At 62.3% G+C, this 16,208-nt stretch carries 14 protein-coding genes and 1 pseudogene; 8 read left to right on the forward strand and 7 right to left on the reverse strand.

The window, feature by feature from the left end; all coding sequences use genetic code 11:
* Positions 1–57: 57 nt before the first annotated feature.
* Positions 58–2,145, forward strand: coding sequence for a bifunctional diguanylate cyclase/phosphodiesterase (locus OIU19_RS00540; RefSeq protein WP_264232583.1), 2,088 nt, complete (start codon positions 58–60; stop codon positions 2,143–2,145).
* On the opposite strand, the gene OIU19_RS00545 is transcribed toward OIU19_RS00540, so the two are convergent.
* Positions 2,142–2,402: a DUF1652 domain-containing protein gene (locus tag OIU19_RS00545; protein ID WP_186554305.1), complete on the reverse strand. Its 261-nt coding sequence runs from the start codon at positions 2,400–2,402 to the stop codon at positions 2,142–2,144. The genes OIU19_RS00540 and OIU19_RS00545 overlap by 4 nt on opposite strands.
* A 271-nt stretch (positions 2,403–2,673) precedes the next feature.
* The gene (locus OIU19_RS00550; protein WP_264232801.1) at positions 2,674–3,327 is read right to left on the reverse strand and encodes a DUF1345 domain-containing protein; all 654 of its coding nucleotides are present in this window, start codon (positions 3,325–3,327) and stop codon (positions 2,674–2,676) included.
* A 178-nt stretch (positions 3,328–3,505) separates the two neighbouring features.
* On the opposite strand from OIU19_RS00550, the gene xerC reads away from it, so the two are divergent.
* On the forward strand, positions 3,506–4,420 hold the full coding sequence (gene xerC, locus OIU19_RS00555; RefSeq protein WP_264232584.1) for a tyrosine recombinase XerC: 915 nt from the start codon (positions 3,506–3,508) through the stop codon (positions 4,418–4,420).
* Between the two features lie 9 nt (positions 4,421–4,429).
* On the opposite strand, the gene OIU19_RS00560 is transcribed toward xerC, so the two are convergent.
* Complete coding sequence (locus OIU19_RS00560; protein WP_264232585.1) at positions 4,430–5,620, reverse strand: type II secretion system F family protein; 1,191 nt, start codon at positions 5,618–5,620, stop codon at positions 4,430–4,432.
* A gap of 11 nt (positions 5,621–5,631) precedes the next feature.
* Entirely contained in the window at positions 5,632–6,057 is a 426-nt protein-coding gene (gene gspG, locus OIU19_RS00565; RefSeq protein WP_264232586.1) for a type II secretion system major pseudopilin GspG, read from the reverse strand.
* Positions 6,058–6,242: 185 nt separating this feature from the next.
* Here gspG and OIU19_RS00570 point away from each other — a divergent pair, with 185 nt between their 5' ends.
* The 4 genes from OIU19_RS00570 (at position 6,243) to OIU19_RS00585 (ending at position 11,574) form a co-directional block, all read left to right on the forward strand.
* Positions 6,243–6,869, forward strand: coding sequence for a lytic transglycosylase domain-containing protein (locus OIU19_RS00570; RefSeq protein WP_264232587.1), 627 nt, complete (start codon positions 6,243–6,245; stop codon positions 6,867–6,869).
* Between the two features lie 91 nt (positions 6,870–6,960).
* A complete protein-coding gene (locus OIU19_RS00575) occupies positions 6,961–8,415 on the forward strand; it encodes an ATP-binding protein (RefSeq protein WP_264232588.1) in 1,455 nt (484 codons plus the stop codon).
* 266 nt (positions 8,416–8,681) lie between these two features.
* Positions 8,682–10,175 carry a sensor histidine kinase gene (locus tag OIU19_RS00580; RefSeq protein ID WP_264232589.1) on the forward strand — a complete coding sequence of 498 codons (1,494 nt, stop codon included), beginning with the start codon at positions 8,682–8,684 and terminating at the stop codon, positions 10,173–10,175.
* Positions 10,144–11,574 (forward strand): sigma-54 dependent transcriptional regulator, encoded by a 1,431-nt coding sequence (locus OIU19_RS00585; RefSeq protein ID WP_264232590.1) that lies wholly within the window; start codon positions 10,144–10,146, stop codon positions 11,572–11,574. Before OIU19_RS00580 ends, OIU19_RS00585 begins: the two co-directional genes overlap by 32 nt.
* A gap of 19 nt (positions 11,575–11,593) precedes the next feature.
* On the opposite strand, the gene OIU19_RS00590 is transcribed toward OIU19_RS00585, so the two are convergent.
* The 3 genes from OIU19_RS00590 to OIU19_RS00600 form a co-directional block, all read right to left on the reverse strand.
* Complete coding sequence (locus OIU19_RS00590; RefSeq protein ID WP_264232591.1) at positions 11,594–11,887, reverse strand: hypothetical protein; 294 nt, start codon at positions 11,885–11,887, stop codon at positions 11,594–11,596.
* A gap of 129 nt (positions 11,888–12,016) precedes the next feature.
* Positions 12,017–13,369 carry a GntP family permease gene (locus OIU19_RS00595; protein ID WP_186554314.1) on the reverse strand — a complete coding sequence of 451 codons (1,353 nt, stop codon included), beginning with the start codon at positions 13,367–13,369 and terminating at the stop codon, positions 12,017–12,019.
* Positions 13,370–13,481: 112 nt separating this feature from the next.
* Entirely contained in the window at positions 13,482–14,021 is a 540-nt protein-coding gene (locus tag OIU19_RS00600) for a gluconokinase (RefSeq protein ID WP_264232592.1), read from the reverse strand.
* A 209-nt stretch (positions 14,022–14,230) separates the two neighbouring features.
* Here OIU19_RS00600 and OIU19_RS00605 point away from each other — a divergent pair, with 209 nt between their 5' ends.
* Together OIU19_RS00605 and OIU19_RS00610 are read left to right on the forward strand one after the other, a co-directional pair.
* Positions 14,231–15,250 (forward strand): LacI family DNA-binding transcriptional regulator, encoded by a 1,020-nt coding sequence (locus OIU19_RS00605; protein ID WP_264232593.1) that lies wholly within the window; start codon positions 14,231–14,233, stop codon positions 15,248–15,250.
* Positions 15,251–15,458: 208 nt separating this feature from the next.
* A pseudogene (locus OIU19_RS00610) lies at positions 15,459–16,175 on the forward strand (PAS domain-containing protein); the annotation flags it as partial.
* Between the last annotated feature and the right edge of the window lie 33 nt (positions 16,176–16,208).

The raw sequence follows: 16,208 nt of genomic DNA on the forward strand, positions 1-16,208 counted from the left end.
CTTGAGTACAATTATCAGCTTTTTGCGGGCCCCCCACGCCCGCTGCTGGATGTGCCAATGCTGATCGGTAGCTACTCTTCCTCGCTGGTGTTGATCTCGCTGTGCGTCGCCATTCTTGCCTCCTACACCGCCCTGGACCTGACCGGGCGGATCGCCACGGCCAAGGGCCGCGCGGCGCATTTGTGGATGGCTGGCGGGGCGTTGGCCATGGGTATCGGCGTGTGGTCGATGCACTTCATTGGCATGCTCGCCTTCAGTTTGCCGATCGACCTGGGCTATGACTTGCCACTGACCGCGCTGTCGTTGCTGATCGCGGTGCTGTCGTGTGGCTTTGCCTTATGGCTGGTGAGCCAGCCCAGCCTGCCGTGGCTGCAACTGGGCTGCGGCGCGCTGATCATGGGCAGTGGCATCAGCAGCATGCATTACATGGGCATGGCTGCCCTGCGCATGCAACCAGGCATCGATTACGACCCGACGCTGTTCGGCGCCTCGCTGGCGATCGCGGTCGGCGCTTCGGCCGCGGCGCTGTGGATTGCCTTCCGTCTACGCCAGCACACACCTTATGTGCGGCAGATCCGCGGCGCGGCGGCCGTGGTGATGGGGGTTGCCATCGTGGGCATGCACTACACCGGCATGGCGGCGGCGAACTTCCCCGAGGGCAGCTTCTGCGGCGCGTTGACCACAGGCCTCAGTGGCGAGGGCCTGGATTATCTGGTGCTGATCACCACCTTGGCGGTGCTCTCGGTGGCACTGTTGACCTCGGTCCTCGATGCCCGGCTGGAAGCGCGCACCGCAGAGCTTGCGCGGTCGCTGACGCTAGCCAACCAGGAACTCACCCAGTTGGCGCTGCACGATATCCTTACCGGCTTGCCCAACCGCACCCTGCTGGCTGATCGGATCGACCAGGCAATCGGCAAGGTGGCCGAGCAGGGCGGTTGTTTCGCGCTGATGTTCATCGACCTGGATGGCTTCAAGCCGGTTAACGATGCGTTTGGCCATCATGTCGGTGATCAGTTGCTCAAGGCTGTCGCCTCGCGCCTGCGTGGTCACTTGCACAGCCAGGACACCCTGGCGCGGATTGGCGGCGATGAGTTCGTCCTGCTGGTCGAGCTGCAAGAGCCGGAAGACGCCATGGATGTGGCGGCCAAGCAGGTCAACCTGGTCTCGCGGCAATTTCGCGTGGCCGAGCACGACCTGCAACTGACCGCGAGCCTGGGCATCGTCCTCTATCCGGGCAACGGCGTCGATCAGCTCGAACTGCTGCGTAACGCCGATGCGGCGATGTACCACGCCAAGAGCGCAGGCAAGAACGGCTACAGCTTCTTCGACGTGTCGATGAACAGCAACGCTCGCCAGCAGCTGCAATTGCTCCAGGACCTGCGCGCGGCGTTGGAGCTTGGTCAGTTCCGCCTGCATTACCAGCCTAAATTCGACGCTACCCTGCGTCAGCCAATTGGTGCCGAGGCGTTGCTGCGTTGGGATCATCCGCAGCAGGGGCTACTGCTGCCGGACCGCTTCATCGGCCTTGCGGAAAAAACCGGGCTGATCATCCCCATCGGTGAGTGGGTGCTCGATGAAGCGTGTCGGCAGATGCGCGAGTGGCTGGAGCAGGGGCATCAAGACTGGCGCATGGCGGTCAACCTGTCGGCGATCCAGTTTTGCCACGCAGGCCTGGTGGCCAGTGTTGCCAGCGCCTTGCAGCGCAATCAGCTGCCCGCCAACCGCTTGACCCTGGAGATCACCGAAACCACGGCCATGCACGACGCCGATGCCAGCCTGACCGTGCTGCAGAAGCTGTCCGACATGGGTGTGGACATTTCCATCGACGACTTTGGCACCGGCTATTCGAGCCTGATGTACCTCAAGCGCCTGCCGGCCAACGAACTGAAGATCGATCGCGGATTCGTCCGTGATCTTGAGCACGACAGCGATGACGCTGCAATTGTCTCGGCCATTGTCGCCCTTGGCCAGGCACTGGGCCTGCGGATTGTTGCCGAGGGGGTCGAGACCGATCGCCAGCAAGACTTTCTCACCCGCTTGGGGTGCGATTCGCTGCAGGGCTACCTGATGGGCAGGCCGGTACCTGCCGAACAGTTCATGGCAGGGCTGGTGGCATTGCGGGAAAAACAGCAGCAGGTCGGCTAGACCGCGTCGCGCAAGGCGAACGACGGGACGAACGCGGCCATCTCATCTTCTACCGCTTCGATGATCCGTTCGACATCGGCCGCGGCCATGATCGCCGCACAGGGAATGCCGGCGATGGCCAGTACGGTTTCGCCAGTGGCGCGGTCGAACAGGCGGGCGATCATGCTGCGCGGCGCATCCATGCTGGCTTCGAACCCCAAAGGGTGGAAGTGCCAGCGCATCACCTGGCAGGCGTTGGGGAACGTCATCTTGTTCATGCCAGCCTCCTTGTCCTCGTCTTGAACGCGGTGATCATGTGGCCACTCATGCGGCCGGTGGGACTGTAACGATAGCACTTGGCATGGCAGTGTCCCGCAGAAAATATGACAAATGTGCTAATGCATGACGGCGGTCACAGCACCTGCTTGGACGCCTGCCGGCGGCAGTTGGCAGGCAAACGTTTTCGCCGCCCGCAGGTACTGGGGCGAGAGGAGGGCTGTGCTGTTTTTCCGCCTGCGCCTGCCCAGCAGTTTCCGACCGACGGTGCAGCTAATTTGCGCCAAGCAGGCCGGCAGCAATGTTGATGGTGAAACCCAGGATGGCGGTATTGAATACGAAGCCTACCAGTGAGTGGGCCAGCACCACCCGGCGCATGCCCCGGCCGCCGACACCGACATCAGAGGTCTGCACAGCGACGCTGATGGTGAAGGAGAAGTAGTGAAAGTCCCAGTAGTCGGGGTTGCGCTCGCTGTCGGCAAAGCGCAACAGCGGCTGGTGGCCTTTGTCGGTGTAGAACAGGCGCGCGTAATGCAGGCTGAAGATGCAGCCGATCAGCAGCCAGGAGCCCGCCACCGTCAGCCCGGTGTACAGGTAGTGCAAGGCGAGCGCACTGCCTTGCAGGCCGCGGCTGGACACCAGTTGCAGGGTCACCGCGGCAAGGCTGGCGATAGCCGCGATGCACACGGTGAACAGCACCAGCGCTGCGTTCTCATCCTCGACCCGGGCGACCTTGCGCACCGTGTCAGGCGTGGCCCGCCAGGTCAGCCAGGCGACCAACAGCAAGTACAGCCAGACGCCCAGGTTCCAGCCCGCGAGAATGTGTTGGGTCAGATCATCTGCTGGGATCAGCCAGGCGCCCACCAGTCCGGCAAGGGCGGCGAAGCTCAGGCGCGGGTGGGTGCGGGTCAAACGGTGCAAAGCCATGCTGCCTCGGCGCTCAATGGTCATGGCTACCACTCTAGCCCACCCAGGGGCTGGGCCTCAGGTTCGATCAACGCAGTAGGAATGAGGTACCATCAACGCCTTCACACTGCGCAAAGCCCTTGTATATCAAGGTGATGGCACCGTTTTCGCCCCCGTTTCACGCTACAGGATCCACGTTTTGTCTGATCTCCTGCACAATCCGCTGCTGCAGTATCTGGCGCGCTTGGCGCCCTCCAGCCAGTTGACCATGCGTTACATTCTCCAGGATGGCGCCGACCGCCTGGGGTTCGTCGATTGCGATATCGAAGAGGTGCCGTGGCACCGGCTTGAGCCTGGCCATGTCATCGCTCTGGTGGCGGCGCTGCGTGCCGATGGCTACGCGCCGAATACCTCGTCGTTGTATGTCAACGCGGTGCGCGGGGTGATGAATGAAGCCTGGCGCCAGGGCCTGATCGACCACGAGCAGTTGCTGCGCATACGCGAAGTCAAGCCAGACAGCGGCAGCCGCTTGCCACCGGGGCGCAATCTGCGCCGTAGCCTGATTCGAGAGCTGATGGACGTCTGCGCCGCCGACCCACGCCCGCAAGGTGTACGCGATGCGGCGATCATTGCCTTGTTGTACGGCACCGGCATGCGCAAGTCTGAATCGGTCGATGTCGATCTGGCCCAGGTCGACTTCCAGGCCCGCAGCCTGCAAGTGGTGGGCAAGGGCAACCGCCAGTTGGTCAAGTATGCGCCGGCCTGGGCTTTCGAAAAGCTACAGGCCTGGCTCGACCTGCGCCGGGCGCAGTTAGCGGAAGGTGAGGGCGATGACGGCTTTCTGTTCAATCGAATTCGCCGGGGCAATCACATCACCCGCGCGCGGATCACCAAGCATGCCATCTATTACATCGCTCGCCAGCGTGGCGCCCAGGTCGGGGTGAAGATCATGCCCCATGATTTTCGCCGGGCCTTCATCACCCGGGTGATCGAGGAGCATGACCTGTCGATCGCGCAGAAGCTGGCCCACCATGCCAATATCCAGACCACCGCCGCCTATGACCGGCGCGATGACAACGAGCGGCGCCGGGCGGTGGACCGCTTCGATTATTGAGGCCGGCGCTCAATGAATGCTCGAAGCCAGCTCGAAGATCGGCATGTACATCAGGATCACGATCAGGCCGATCAGCAGGCCAATGAAGGTCATCAGCAAAGGCTCGAACAGTTTCACGAACCATTCCACCCAGCGGCCGACTTCCTGGTCATGAAAGTCGGCGCAGCGCTCGAGCATCTCGCCCAGGTTGCCCGACTGCTCGCCGGCCCTGAGCAGGCGCAGCGACACTGGCGTCACCAAGCCGCCAGCCTCCAGTGCATCGGACAGCGGAAGGCCTTCAGCGACCCGCTGGCTGGCTTGCTCAAGCCCCTGCGCGGTGCCGCTGCCAAGCAGCCCACGGGCCATGCCCATGGCGGTGAGAATGGATATCCCGCCTTGCAGCAAGATCCCCAGCGAGCGGTAGAAGCGCGCCAGTTCATACATCAGCAAGCGCTGGTGCAGTGCCCCAAAGCGCCGTATTTGCCGCCCCAGCCAGCGCCGTAACGCCGGGTTACGGCGCATCAGCGCCAGCACCGTCAGCGCGCCAAGCGTAGCCAGTGCCAGTGGCAGCATCTGCGCATGCAGGAACAGGCCAATCTGCATCAGTACTCGCGACAGCCAGGGCAGTTCAGTGCCCATGCCCTCGAACACCAAACTGAAGCGCGGTACCACATAGCCCAGCAAAAATAGCACCACGCCGCCCCCAACCAGCAGCAACAGCAACGGATACACCGAGGCCCCCACCAATTTCTGCCGGACCAGGTCCAGCCGCTGGCGGTAGCCGATGTAACGGCACAGGGCATCGCCGAGGGCGCCGGTGCGTTCGCTGGACTGCACCAGCGCCACATACAGGGTTGGAAACACCTGCGGTTGCTGACTTAGCGCCTGGGACAGCGAGCGGCCTTCATACAGCTGCCGTACCAATTGCTCGAGCACCTTGCGGGACGACCCGCCAGGGGCTTTTTCGGCCAGGCTTTCCAGGGCATCGATCAGCGGCAGGCCGGCGTTGAGCAGGGTGCTCAGTTCCTGGCTGAACAGCACCAGGTCGAACGCCGGGGCACGCCGCCAGGGCAAGCCACGCAGACTGCTGGCCTGGCCGCGCAGGCTGACCACCCGCAGGCCTTGCGCCTGGGCCTGGCGGCGCGCCTGCTCGGCATCCTCGGCGTCGATCTGCAGCTCAACGACGCCTTGGCTCCCCAATGCTTTGAGGTGGTAGCGCATAGTCGCTCTCCTTACTGCCAGCTGGTGACTTCGGCGTTTTCCCCATCGCCTCCGGGCTGGCCATCCTTGCCCATCGACAGCAGGTCGTACTCGCCACCGTTTTCGCCGGGTTGGCGGTAGATATAGGCGCGGCCCCAGGGGTCTTGCGGCACGGCTTTCTGCAGGTACGGGCCCGACCAGCGTGCCTCGCCGCTCGGCGCACTGACCAGGGCCTGCAAGCCTTGCTCGCTGTTGGGGTAGTGACCGACTTCCAGGCGATACAGGTCCAGGGCTTTGCTTAGCCCTTCGATCTGGGCGCGGGCCACTTTCGCTTCGGAGCGGCCGAGTTGGCTGAAGTACTTGGGGGCGACGATGCCGGCCAGCAAGCCGAGCACCACCAGCACCACCAACAGTTCAAGCAGGGTGAAGCCTCTCTGGGCGTGGGATCTGCGCTGCATGGTGAAACCCTCCAGTGCGGTTAGGCAGTTCTCGCCAAGCCTTATGCAACTGTCGTGCACGTCTGCCTCGCGGCCTTGCGCCATGGGCGATGGCAAGCGGCACAGTGCTTGCGTGAGAGGTTCAAACCTCGGGTTTTCCGGGGCATATCCCCCACATCGGGGGCCACGACGGGGAGGTGACCGACATGCGTGGAATTATCCTGGGACTTATCTGGCTAGCGGCGGGTGCTGCTCAGGCCGATGTGTATATCTCCATCGATGCCAAGGGCGGCTATGTGTTATCCAACGTGCATCGGCCAGGACGCCACTATGAGCGGGTGATCAGCGAGGTCGCGGCGCTGTCCGGGCCGGCCAACGCGCAATGGGTCACGGGTCGGCCTTATGCCGACGAGGTTGCCGCCGCCGCGCGTGCCCACGACGTGCCTCAGGCTTTGCTGCATGCCTTGATCAAGGCCGAGTCGGGCTACAACCCCAAGGCACGTTCACCCAGAGGCGCGGTTGGGCTGATGCAACTGATGCCCGAGACGGCCAAGGAGATGGGCGTTAAGGATGCGTTGGACCCGGCCGCTAACGTGCAGGGTGGGGCGCGCTACCTCAAGCGCATGCTCAAGTTGTTCGACAATGACATCACCTTGGCAGTGGCCGCCTATAACGCAGGCCCCGATGCCGTACTGAGCCGTGGCCGCGTAGTGCCTCCATTCGCCGAAACCCGCCGTTATGTGCCCAACGTGCTGCGTGAATACCGAAAGCTGCAGGGTTTGGCTGATGATGCACCGCTGAGCGCGCAGATTGGCCGGCAGCAGGGTATGTAGCGTGACCCGGCGCGAAATAAGTCAATTGCCATCCTGGTTTCCCCAACACTGGGCTATAACCTCTTACAGGTGCCCAGTTGTGGAGTCCGCCATGGACCTCGTCCCTCGTCCAGACACGCTTGAAGTGCCCGCAAGCGCTGATGGGGGCGCAAGCCGCAAGCCATTCGACCTGTTGCGCTGGTATGCCTGGGTAAGCCTGGCGATCATCGTCTCGGTCGCAGCCGGACTTGGGCTGATCTCCAGCCGTTTCATCATTGACGAAAGCGTCGAGCGCGATGCGCTGCTCACCGCCCAGTTCATTACCTCCATCGCCGATGCCGAGGTGCGCCATGTAGCGATACCCAATGTGCGCAGCATGGGCGAGTTACTCGATCCACGCACCGACCAGGCCATGCCCGATGTCGACCCGGACGCGCGGCGCAGGGCCCGCGGCGAGTTTCTCGATCATATCGCCCACTTGCCAGATGTACTGTTGGCCAACATCTACGCACCCGATCGCACGGTAATCTGGTCGAGCAACCCGTCCTTGACCGGCAAGATCATCGAATCGGACGACGACCTGGAGCGCGCCTTCGAATACAAGATGCGCGTCTCGGCCAGTTACCACGATTTTGACGATGTGCGCAGCGAGCAGAAGTTTGTCACCCCGCCGCAGCAGCTGTTCATCGAAAATTACATACCTTTGTTCGATGCCGACGGTGAGCGGGTCACCGCCATGGTGGAAATCTACAAGGAGCCGCATGACCTGATCGTGCGCATCGAGCACGGGCTGCTGTTGATCTGGCTGGCCATCGCGGTGGGCGCTGGGCTGGTCTATGTCGGCTTGTACGGCATCATGCGCCGGGCCTCGAAGGTGATGGCGGTGCAGCAAAAGCGCCTGATCAGTAACGAGACCTACGTGGCGCTGGGCGAGATGTCCTCGGCGGTGGCCCACAGCCTGCGTAATCCATTGGCCAGCATTCGCTCCAGTGCTGAGCTGGCCCAGGTGTTCGACGAGGGGCCGGCGCAGAAAAACGTCAACGATATCATCAGCCAGGTCGACCGCATGTCGCAGTGGGTGCGGCAACTGCTGCAATCGTTGCGGCCACTCAATGATGACGCAGTCCCGGTGGATCTAACCCAGGCCGTGCAAGAGAGCCTGCAAACGTTCGCCGTGCCGCTGGTTCGGGCGGGGGTGAGCCTGGAGCTCAAGCCGTTGCCGGCGGTGCGGGTACTCGGCCAGCCGGCCTTGCTTGGGCAGATATTCAGCAGCCTGATCGCCAACGCGCTGGAGTCGATGGAGCAGGGCGGGCAGTTGCGGGTTGAGGTCGTACGGCGTGATCGGCGTAGCCTGACCTTGCGTATCTCCGATACTGGCAAAGGCATGAGCGAGCAGCAGCAGCGCCTGGCCTTCCAGCCATTTTTTACCACCAAGCAAGGCGGGCTGGGCGTGGGGCTGGTGTTGGTCAAACGGATCATGGAGCGCTTCGGCGGATCAGTCAGGCTGAGCAGTTACGAAGGCAAGGGCACCCGAGTGTCATTGAGTTTTCGCGTAATCCACGATTGAAGCAATGCCTTAGATTATTTACATAACCCAATGATTTATAAAAATTAAAAAATTTTGGGTGAGAATTACCCAGCATTGGGGAAGGTGGATGATATCAAGCATTAGGTATGTATTCTAAGGCATTGAAAATAAACATAATAACGAGTTATTCATTCTTGGCTAATTTCTTGCTGCAGGTACGTACCGACCGGCGGCCGCTGCAAGGCTAGCGGCAAAGTGATATCACCCTGCTACGCACGGTAGCAGTTCAAGGCGGGAACTACACAATGCAGACGCTGGAAAACACTGCGCCAGACAAGTCTTCGACGCCCTCCAGTGGGCTGGCCGTGCCGCTGCGTGAGTTCAATCTGCTGCGCTGGTTCTCGCTGATCAGCCTGCTGATCATCACCGCCGTGGCAGGCGGCCTGGGTTATGTCTCGACCCGGTTTGTGGTGCGTGACAGCGTTGAGCGCGATGCCATGCTCACCGCTCAGTTCATCCAGGCCATGGCCCAGGCGGAAGTGCGCCACTCGCAGCTACCACCGGGCACCACCATGGGCGAACTACTTGACCCGCGCCTGGACGATCAGCACCTGCAGGTACCGGCGGCGCTGGCCAAGTCCACCCGTGAAGAGTTTCTCGATCATGTCGAGCACCTGCCTGACACCTTGCTGGCCAATGTCTATGCCCACGACCGGACGATCGTCTGGTCGACCAACCCGCAACTGATCGGCAAACGCATCAAAGTCGACAGTGACCTGGACCACGCATTTCGCTCGCGCAAACCGGTCTCGGCCAGTTATCACAAGGCCGAAGAAGACCGCGAGGAGCAAAAATTCCAGCGTGAACCGCAATACCTGTTCATCGAGAACTACATCCCCTTGTTCGACAGCCAAGGCGAGCAGGTCTTGTCGATGGTGGAGATCTACAAGGAACCGGTCGATTTGATCCGCCGCATCCAGCGCGGCTACGTGCTGATCTGGGCCTCGACCCTGATCGGTGGGGCGCTGATCTATTTCGGTCTGTTCTGGATCGTGCGCCGCGCCGCCGGCATGCTGCATCACCAGCAGGAGCGCTTGGTCGCCAGCGAGACCTACGTGGCGCTGGGCGAGATGTCCTCGGCGGTGGCCCATAGCTTGCGCAACCCGCTGGCCAATATCCGCTCCAGTGCCGAACTTGCCCAGGACATCGCCAACGAGCCGGCACGCAAGAACATTGCCGACATCATCAGCCAGGTTGATCGTATGTCGCGCTGGGTGCGTGACCTGCTGGTATCACTGCGTCCAACCAGTGACGAAGCAGAACCGGTCGAGCTGGTGGCAGCCATCGAAGACACCCGCCTGGCCTTCGCCCAGCAGATCGAGCGCAACGGCGTGCAGTTCAGCTACGAGGGCGCGGCGCAGTACTGGGTGGCCAGCCAGTCGTTGCAACTGACGCAAATTCTCAACAGCCTGTTCGCCAACGCCGTGGAAGCCATGCCCAAGGGTGGTCGGCTCAGCGCACAGCTTAGTGAGTTGGAAGGGCAGCAGGTGCAACTGCTGCTGAGCGACACCGGCAAGGGCATGAGCCAGCAACAGGAGCGGATGGTGTTCAAGCCGTTCTTCACCACCAAGCAGGGCGGCCTGGGGGTGGGGTTGGTCCTGGTCAAGCGGATCATGGAACGATTTGGCGGCTCGGTCAGCCTGAGCAGTCGCGAAGAGGAAGGAACCCGGGTCTGCCTGATCTTCAATATTGCAGTGGGAGAGCACCATGGAGCACAGCATCCTGGTAGTCGAGGATGACGAAATCCTCGCCGACAACATCCGCACCTACCTGAACCTCAAGGGGTTCGAAGTGACGGTCTGCCACAGCGCCGAGTTGGCCCTGGAGCAGATCAGTCGTGCCCAGCCGGACGCGGTGCTCACCGACAATTCGCTGCCGGGCATGAGTGGTCACGACCTGCTGCGTAATCTGGTGGCGCAGGCGCCAGAGCTCAAAGTGATCATGATGACCGGCTACGGCAATGTCGAAGATGCCGTGCTGGCGATGAAAGAAGGCGCCTTTCATTACCTGACCAAGCCGGTGGTGCTGGCAGAGCTCAAGTTGATGCTGGAAAAGGCCCTGGCCACCGAGCGGATGGAGCGCACCTTGTCGTTCTATCAAGAGCGCGAGGCGCAAAAGTCTGGCCTGCAGGCGCTGATTGGCGAGTCGGCGCCCATGCACAACCTCAAGCACACCCTGCGCCAATTGCTCGATGCCGAACGGCGCATGGCCAGCGATGACCTGCCGCCGGTGTTGATCGAGGGCGAGACCGGAACCGGCAAAGAGCTGGTGGCGCGCGCCCTGCACTTTGATGGCATGCGCAGCAAGGGCCCGTTCATCGAGTTCAACTGTGCCTCGATCCCGGCCAACCTGCTTGAGGCCGAGCTGTTCGGCCATGAGAAAGGCGCCTTCACCGACGCCAAGGAGCGGCGGGTAGGCTTGGTCGAGGCCGCCGATGGCGGCACATTGTTCCTCGATGAGATCGGTGAGATGGACCTGGTGCTGCAAGCCAAGCTGCTCAAGCTGCTGGAAGACCGCAGCATTCGCCGGATTGGCGCGGTCAAGGAGCGCAAGGTCGACCTGCGGGTGATCAGTGCCACCAACTGCAACCTGGAACAGATGGTCCAACAGGGCAAGTTTCGACGCGACCTGTTCTTCCGCCTGCGCATCATCGCCCTCAAGGTGCCCAGGCTGTATGCGCGCGGCCAGGATATCTTGCTGCTGGCGCGGCACTTCCTGGCCCATCACGGGCGCCGCTATGGCAAGCCCAACCTGCGTTTCTCGGCCGAGGCCGAATCGCTGATGCTTGGCTACAGCTGGCCGGGCAACGTGCGCGAGCTACGCAACATGCTTGAACAAACGGTGTTGCTGGCGCCGTCCGAAGTGATAGCTGCGCATCAGTTGAACTTGTGTCTGACCTTGATCGATGAGCCCCAGGCGCAGCCGCAGCCCATGCTCAGCGCCTATGAAGCGCCACGCCATGAGCCCGACCCAGGTACCAGTCTGCCGGAGATGGAGCGTGACCTGGTGTGCCGAACGCTCGATCGCACCGATTGGAACGTGACCAAATCGGCGCGCCTGCTTGGGCTCTCGCGCGACATGCTGCGCTACAAGATCGAAAAGCTTGGCCTGAGTCGTCCAGACAAGCGTCAGTGGTGATGCCAGCGGCCCGGGTCAGTCAGGGCTTGCTGCTGCCGCCTTGCCCCTGGCGCCCGGTACCCTCTGAGCCGGTGTCACCCATTCCAGGCAGATCGCGATTTTCATTGCGCTCGGCGGGCGGGCTGTCTGGGTCGTTACCTTGGATCCGTGGATCGGTATCGCGCGGCACCGGCGTCTCGATCGGGTTCAAGGTGCTATCGACGCCGGGCTGAGGTGCCGGATTGTGGGGGTCGTCGGGGTGGGTCGTGCCGGTGCCCGCTGCCAGGGCCAAGGGCGAGGCGAGCAGGGCTGCGAGTAGCAGGGCGTGTTTCATGGGCAGGCTCCTTTGCTTCGAGAAAGGCTGCCTGGACCAACGTCATCCCGGGGGCGAAGACGTTCGCCAGGCTTCTACCTCAGTTGGGCCATGCCCGATGGAGCGGGGTGCCATCACCCCGATCAACGGTCACACCACTTGGGCCAACAGCATGATGAAGATGATGCCCACCACCGAAAGGATGGTTTCCATCATGCTCCAGGTCTTGAAGGTCTCGGCCACGGTCATGTTGAAGTACTGCTTGACCAGCCAGAAGCCTGCATCGTTGACGTGAGAGAGGATCAGCGAGCCGGCGCCGGTGGCCAGTACCAGCAGTTCGCGGTTGACGCCGGGCACCAGGTCGACCACTGGCGCGACGATGCCGGCGCCGGTAATCGTCGCCACGGTTGCCGAACCGGTAGCGATGCGAATCACCGCCGCCACCAGCCAGGCCAGCATGATCGGCGAGATTTCTGCCTGCACGGCCATTTGCCCGATCACGTTGCCCACGCCAGTGTCCACCAGCATCTGCTTGAAACCGCCGCCAGCGCCGACGATCAGCACGATCGCGGCGGTCGGCGCCAGGCTCTGGTCGAGCATCTTCATGATTTGTTGGCGCGAGAAGCCGCGGGCCGAGCCGAAGGTGTAGAACGCCAGCAGCAGGGCGGCGAGCAGGGCGGTGATTGGGTGCCCGATCAGGTCCATCCACTGCCGCACGATGTGCTCGGCGGGCAGCACCACGTCAGCGAAGGTCTTGAGCAGCATCAGCACCACCGGCAGCAGCACGGTGATCAGGGTAACGCTGAAGCTGGGCAGGTTGCGCTGGTCGGACTCCTTGGCGATCTGGTCCATCAGTTCCTGGGACGGGTTGCCGGGGATGTAGCGGGAAATGAAGTTACCGAACAGCGGCCCGGCGATCACTGCCGTGGGCAGCGCCACCAGCAGGCCGTAAAAGATGGTCTTGCCGATGTCGGCGTGGAAGATGCCGATCGCCAGCAACGGCCCCGGATGCGGCGGCACCAGGCCGTGCACCACCGACAGGCCGGCCAGCAGCGGGATACCGATCTTCACCAGCGACACCCCGGAACGGCGGGCGACGATGAATACCAGTGGGATCAGCAGCACGAAGCCGATCTCGAAGAACAGTGGGATGCCCACCAAGAAGGCCGCGAACATCATTGCCCAGTGCACCTTCTGTTTGCCGAAGGCGCGGATCAGGGTCTGGGCGATCTGGTCGGCACCGCCAGAGTCAGCCATCAGCTTGCCGAGCATGGTGCCCAGCGCCAGGACGATGCCGACAAAGCCGAGCACACCGCCAAAGCCGTCCTGGAACGACTTCATGACCTTAGCCACCGGCATGCCTGAGGTCAGGCCGAGAAAGCCTGCGGCCAGGGTCAGGGCGACGAAGGGGTGAACCTTGAAATGGGTGATCAGCAGGATGAGCCCGATGATGGTCACCAGGGCATCGAGTAGCAGGAAGGTATCAGTAGCCAGTCCGAACATGGTTCATGAGCCTCGGTCTTGTCTTTGTTTTTAGGCGGAGCATTGGTGCAACTGTAGACGCCATGAAGCGTCGGGGTAGCGCTGTCTTTGGTGAGCCGGAAAAACCGCCCGCTCAGGCGGTCCGCGCCAATGTCCGCTCACCGCAGGGCTTTAGCCAGTCATTGACGGTTTCAGCCAAGGCAGCGACGGGGCGGGTAGCGTCCAGCGGCAAGGTCAGGGGTTCGCCATGGGGCGGCTCAAGGGCGGCAAACTGGCTTTCGATCAGGCTGGCCGGCATGAAGTGGCCAGGTCGGGCGAGCACGCGCTTTTCGGCTTCGGCAGGGGTCAGCTCGAGGAACACGAAGCCCAGGTCCGGCACAGCGTGACGCAGGGCATCGCGATAGCGGCGCTTGAGCGCAGAGCAGGTGAGGATTGGCCGTTCGCCGGATTTGAGCGTGGCCTGCAGCTCTTCACCCAGGCGGATCAGCCAACCGGCACGGTCGTCGTCGTCCAGGGGGATGCCGGCGCTCATCTTTTCGATATTGGCGGCCGGGTGGAAGGCATCGCCTTCAATCAGGCGGCCGCCGCTTCGCGCAGCAATAGCGGCGCCGATGCTGCTTTTACCGCAGCCGGCCACGCCCATTACCACAATCGCGGACAGGGGAGAGTTCATCAGTACCTCCTGCGGGGTAAGATAGCGCTGTCTCAGCTCTGGCAAGGAGTGATTGCGGGCGCCACCCTCCCGGGTGTTATTAGTCTTGTCTAACGCAGTATGGCCGTTGGACACAGGCTTGCTAGCGAAGATTACATTGCCTGTGTCCTGGGACAGCGCTACCTTAGTGGCCGTTCCCTATCCTGGCAAGTAGTAAAATTACAACATCCATGTCCCGCACCGGCTCCCGTACTACAGGTCGCCCGACCCTGGCTGAAGTGGCCAGGCTTTCCGGCGTATCGCCCATTACCGCATCCCGCGCCTTGCGCGGCGTCAGTACCGTGGCCCCAGAACTGGTGGAAAAGGTCCTCAGCGCTGCAGCCAGCCTGGGCTATATCGCCAACCCAGCGGCCCGAGCGCTGGCCTCGGCGCGTAGCCACTCGGTGGTGGTGCTGATTCCGTCGCTGTCCAACCAGCTGTTCATCGACACCCTGGAAGCCATCCATGAGGTGATGCGTCCACGCGGCCTTGAAGTGCTGATCGGTAACTATCACTACGATATTGCCGAAGAAGAGAACCTGATTCGCAACTATCTGGCTTATCAACCCTGTGGAGTGCTACTCACTGGCTTTGATCGCAGCGAAGCGTCGAGGCAAATGCTCACCGCCAGCCGTGTGCCCTGTGTGCACATGATGGAGCTCGGGGGTGAGGCGGGCGCGGTGTCGGTTGGTTTCTCCCAGCAACAGGCCGGGCGCGCTGCCGCGCGGCACCTTATCCAACGCGGTCGGCGGCGTCTGGCGTTCATCGCTGCGCAGCTCGATCCGCGGGTGCTGCAGCGTGCCGAAGGGTTCCGCCAGGCCTTGGCTGAAGCCGGCATGCAGGCGCCTGAGCTGGAAGTGCTGGCGCCGCAGCCGTCGTCCATTGGCCTGGGCGGGGAGTTGTTTAGCCGCTTGCTGGCCCAGGCGCCGGATGTCGACGGGATCTTCTTCTGTAACGACGACCTGGCTCAAGGTGCAGTCTTGCAGGCATTGCGCCAAGGCATCGAGGTGCCGCGCCAGGTGGCGATGGTCGGCTTCAACGACCTGCCGGCCTCAGCGCATATGGTCCCGCCCTTGACCTCGATTCGCACGCCCCGCGCTGCAGTCGGGCGGGCGGCGGCGCAGGCGCTGCTGGCCATGCTCGATGGCAAGCGCGTGGCCAGTGAGCAGCAGGATCTGGGCTTCGAGTTGATGGTGCGCGAGAGCAGCTGATGCGCATGCTCTACTTCGTTGGGGCTGCGTTGCAGCCCTTTCACGCGGCGCACGGTTAATCCTAAAGTGATAGCAGATTGCTTGCATGGCGTCGGCGTCGATCTATGCTCAGGGCATCCCATGGATGAAGGAGCCCGGCGTCATGTTCGATTATCATCGCAAGTCTGACCTCGTCGAGATTCAGCGTTGCCGCCAGGCCTTGGCGGGTATGGAGGCGAAGTTGGCGGCGATCAGCCGTTCCATGGCCATGATCGAATTCGCCCCTGACGGCACCATCCTCGGCGCCAACGATAACTTCTGCAAAGCCATGGGTTATAGCGCTGAAGAGATCAGCGGTAAACATCACCGCCTGTTCTGCGACCCGGCCTATGCCAAAACGGCCGAGTACCAGCAGCTGTGGCGTGAGCTGGGCCAGGGCAAGGCGATCAGTGGCACCTTCGAGCGGGTCGACAAGGCTGGTCGCGAAGTGTGGCTGGAAGCCAGCTACATGCCGGTGCTCGATGAGCGCCAACAGGTTACCAGTGTGATCAAGGTGGCGTCCGATATCAGCCGGCGGGTGCTGGAGGAGCATGAAAGCGAAAGCCTGCTCAAGGCGATCGGTCGCTCGATGGCGGTCATCGAGTTCACCCCGCAAGGCCGGGTGATCAAGGCCAACCAGAACTTCCTCGACACCATGGGCTATCGGCTCGAAGAAGTCGTCGGTCGCCATCATGGCTTGTTCTGCCTGGCGCATGAGCGCGAGTCGGCTGAGTACCGGGAGTTCTGGGCCTCTCTGAACCGCGGCGAGTACCACTCCCATCGTTTTGAACGGGTCAACAAGCGCGGCGATACGGTGTACCTGGAGGCTTCGTACAATCCGATCTTCGACAACAAGGGCCGGCTGTACAAGGTAGTCAAGTTCGCCAGTGATATCACGGCTCAGGTCAGCACCCAGCAGAGTGCCGCTGACGCCGCCCAT

Source organism: Pseudomonas sp. BT-42-2 (genome assembly GCF_025847435.2).
Classification (GTDB): Bacteria; Pseudomonadota; Gammaproteobacteria; order Pseudomonadales; family Pseudomonadaceae; genus Aquipseudomonas; species Aquipseudomonas urmiensis.

Coding starts and splice junctions, on each gene's coding strand:
- OIU19_RS00605 (WP_264232593.1), top strand. CDS start 14,231: ATGTCCCGCACCGGCTCCCGTACTACAGGTCGCCCGACCCTGGCTGAA.
- OIU19_RS00550 (WP_264232801.1), bottom strand. CDS start 3,327: ATGGCTTTGCACCGTTTGACCCGCACCCACCCGCGCCTGAGCTTCGCC.
- OIU19_RS00545 (WP_186554305.1), bottom strand. CDS start 2,402: ATGAACAAGATGACGTTCCCCAACGCCTGCCAGGTGATGCGCTGGCAC.
- OIU19_RS00585 (WP_264232590.1), top strand. CDS start 10,144: ATGGAGCACAGCATCCTGGTAGTCGAGGATGACGAAATCCTCGCCGAC.
- OIU19_RS00600 (WP_264232592.1), bottom strand. CDS start 14,021: ATGAACTCTCCCCTGTCCGCGATTGTGGTAATGGGCGTGGCCGGCTGC.
- OIU19_RS00540 (WP_264232583.1), top strand. CDS start 58: ATGCTGATCGGTAGCTACTCTTCCTCGCTGGTGTTGATCTCGCTGTGC.
- gspG (WP_264232586.1), bottom strand. CDS start 6,057: ATGCAGCGCAGATCCCACGCCCAGAGAGGCTTCACCCTGCTTGAACTG.
- OIU19_RS00570 (WP_264232587.1), top strand. CDS start 6,243: ATGCGTGGAATTATCCTGGGACTTATCTGGCTAGCGGCGGGTGCTGCT.
- OIU19_RS00590 (WP_264232591.1), bottom strand. CDS start 11,887: ATGAAACACGCCCTGCTACTCGCAGCCCTGCTCGCCTCGCCCTTGGCC.
- OIU19_RS00560 (WP_264232585.1), bottom strand. CDS start 5,620: ATGCGCTACCACCTCAAAGCATTGGGGAGCCAAGGCGTCGTTGAGCTG.
- OIU19_RS00580 (WP_264232589.1), top strand. CDS start 8,682: ATGCAGACGCTGGAAAACACTGCGCCAGACAAGTCTTCGACGCCCTCC.
- OIU19_RS00575 (WP_264232588.1), top strand. CDS start 6,961: ATGGACCTCGTCCCTCGTCCAGACACGCTTGAAGTGCCCGCAAGCGCT.
- OIU19_RS00595 (WP_186554314.1), bottom strand. CDS start 13,369: ATGTTCGGACTGGCTACTGATACCTTCCTGCTACTCGATGCCCTGGTG.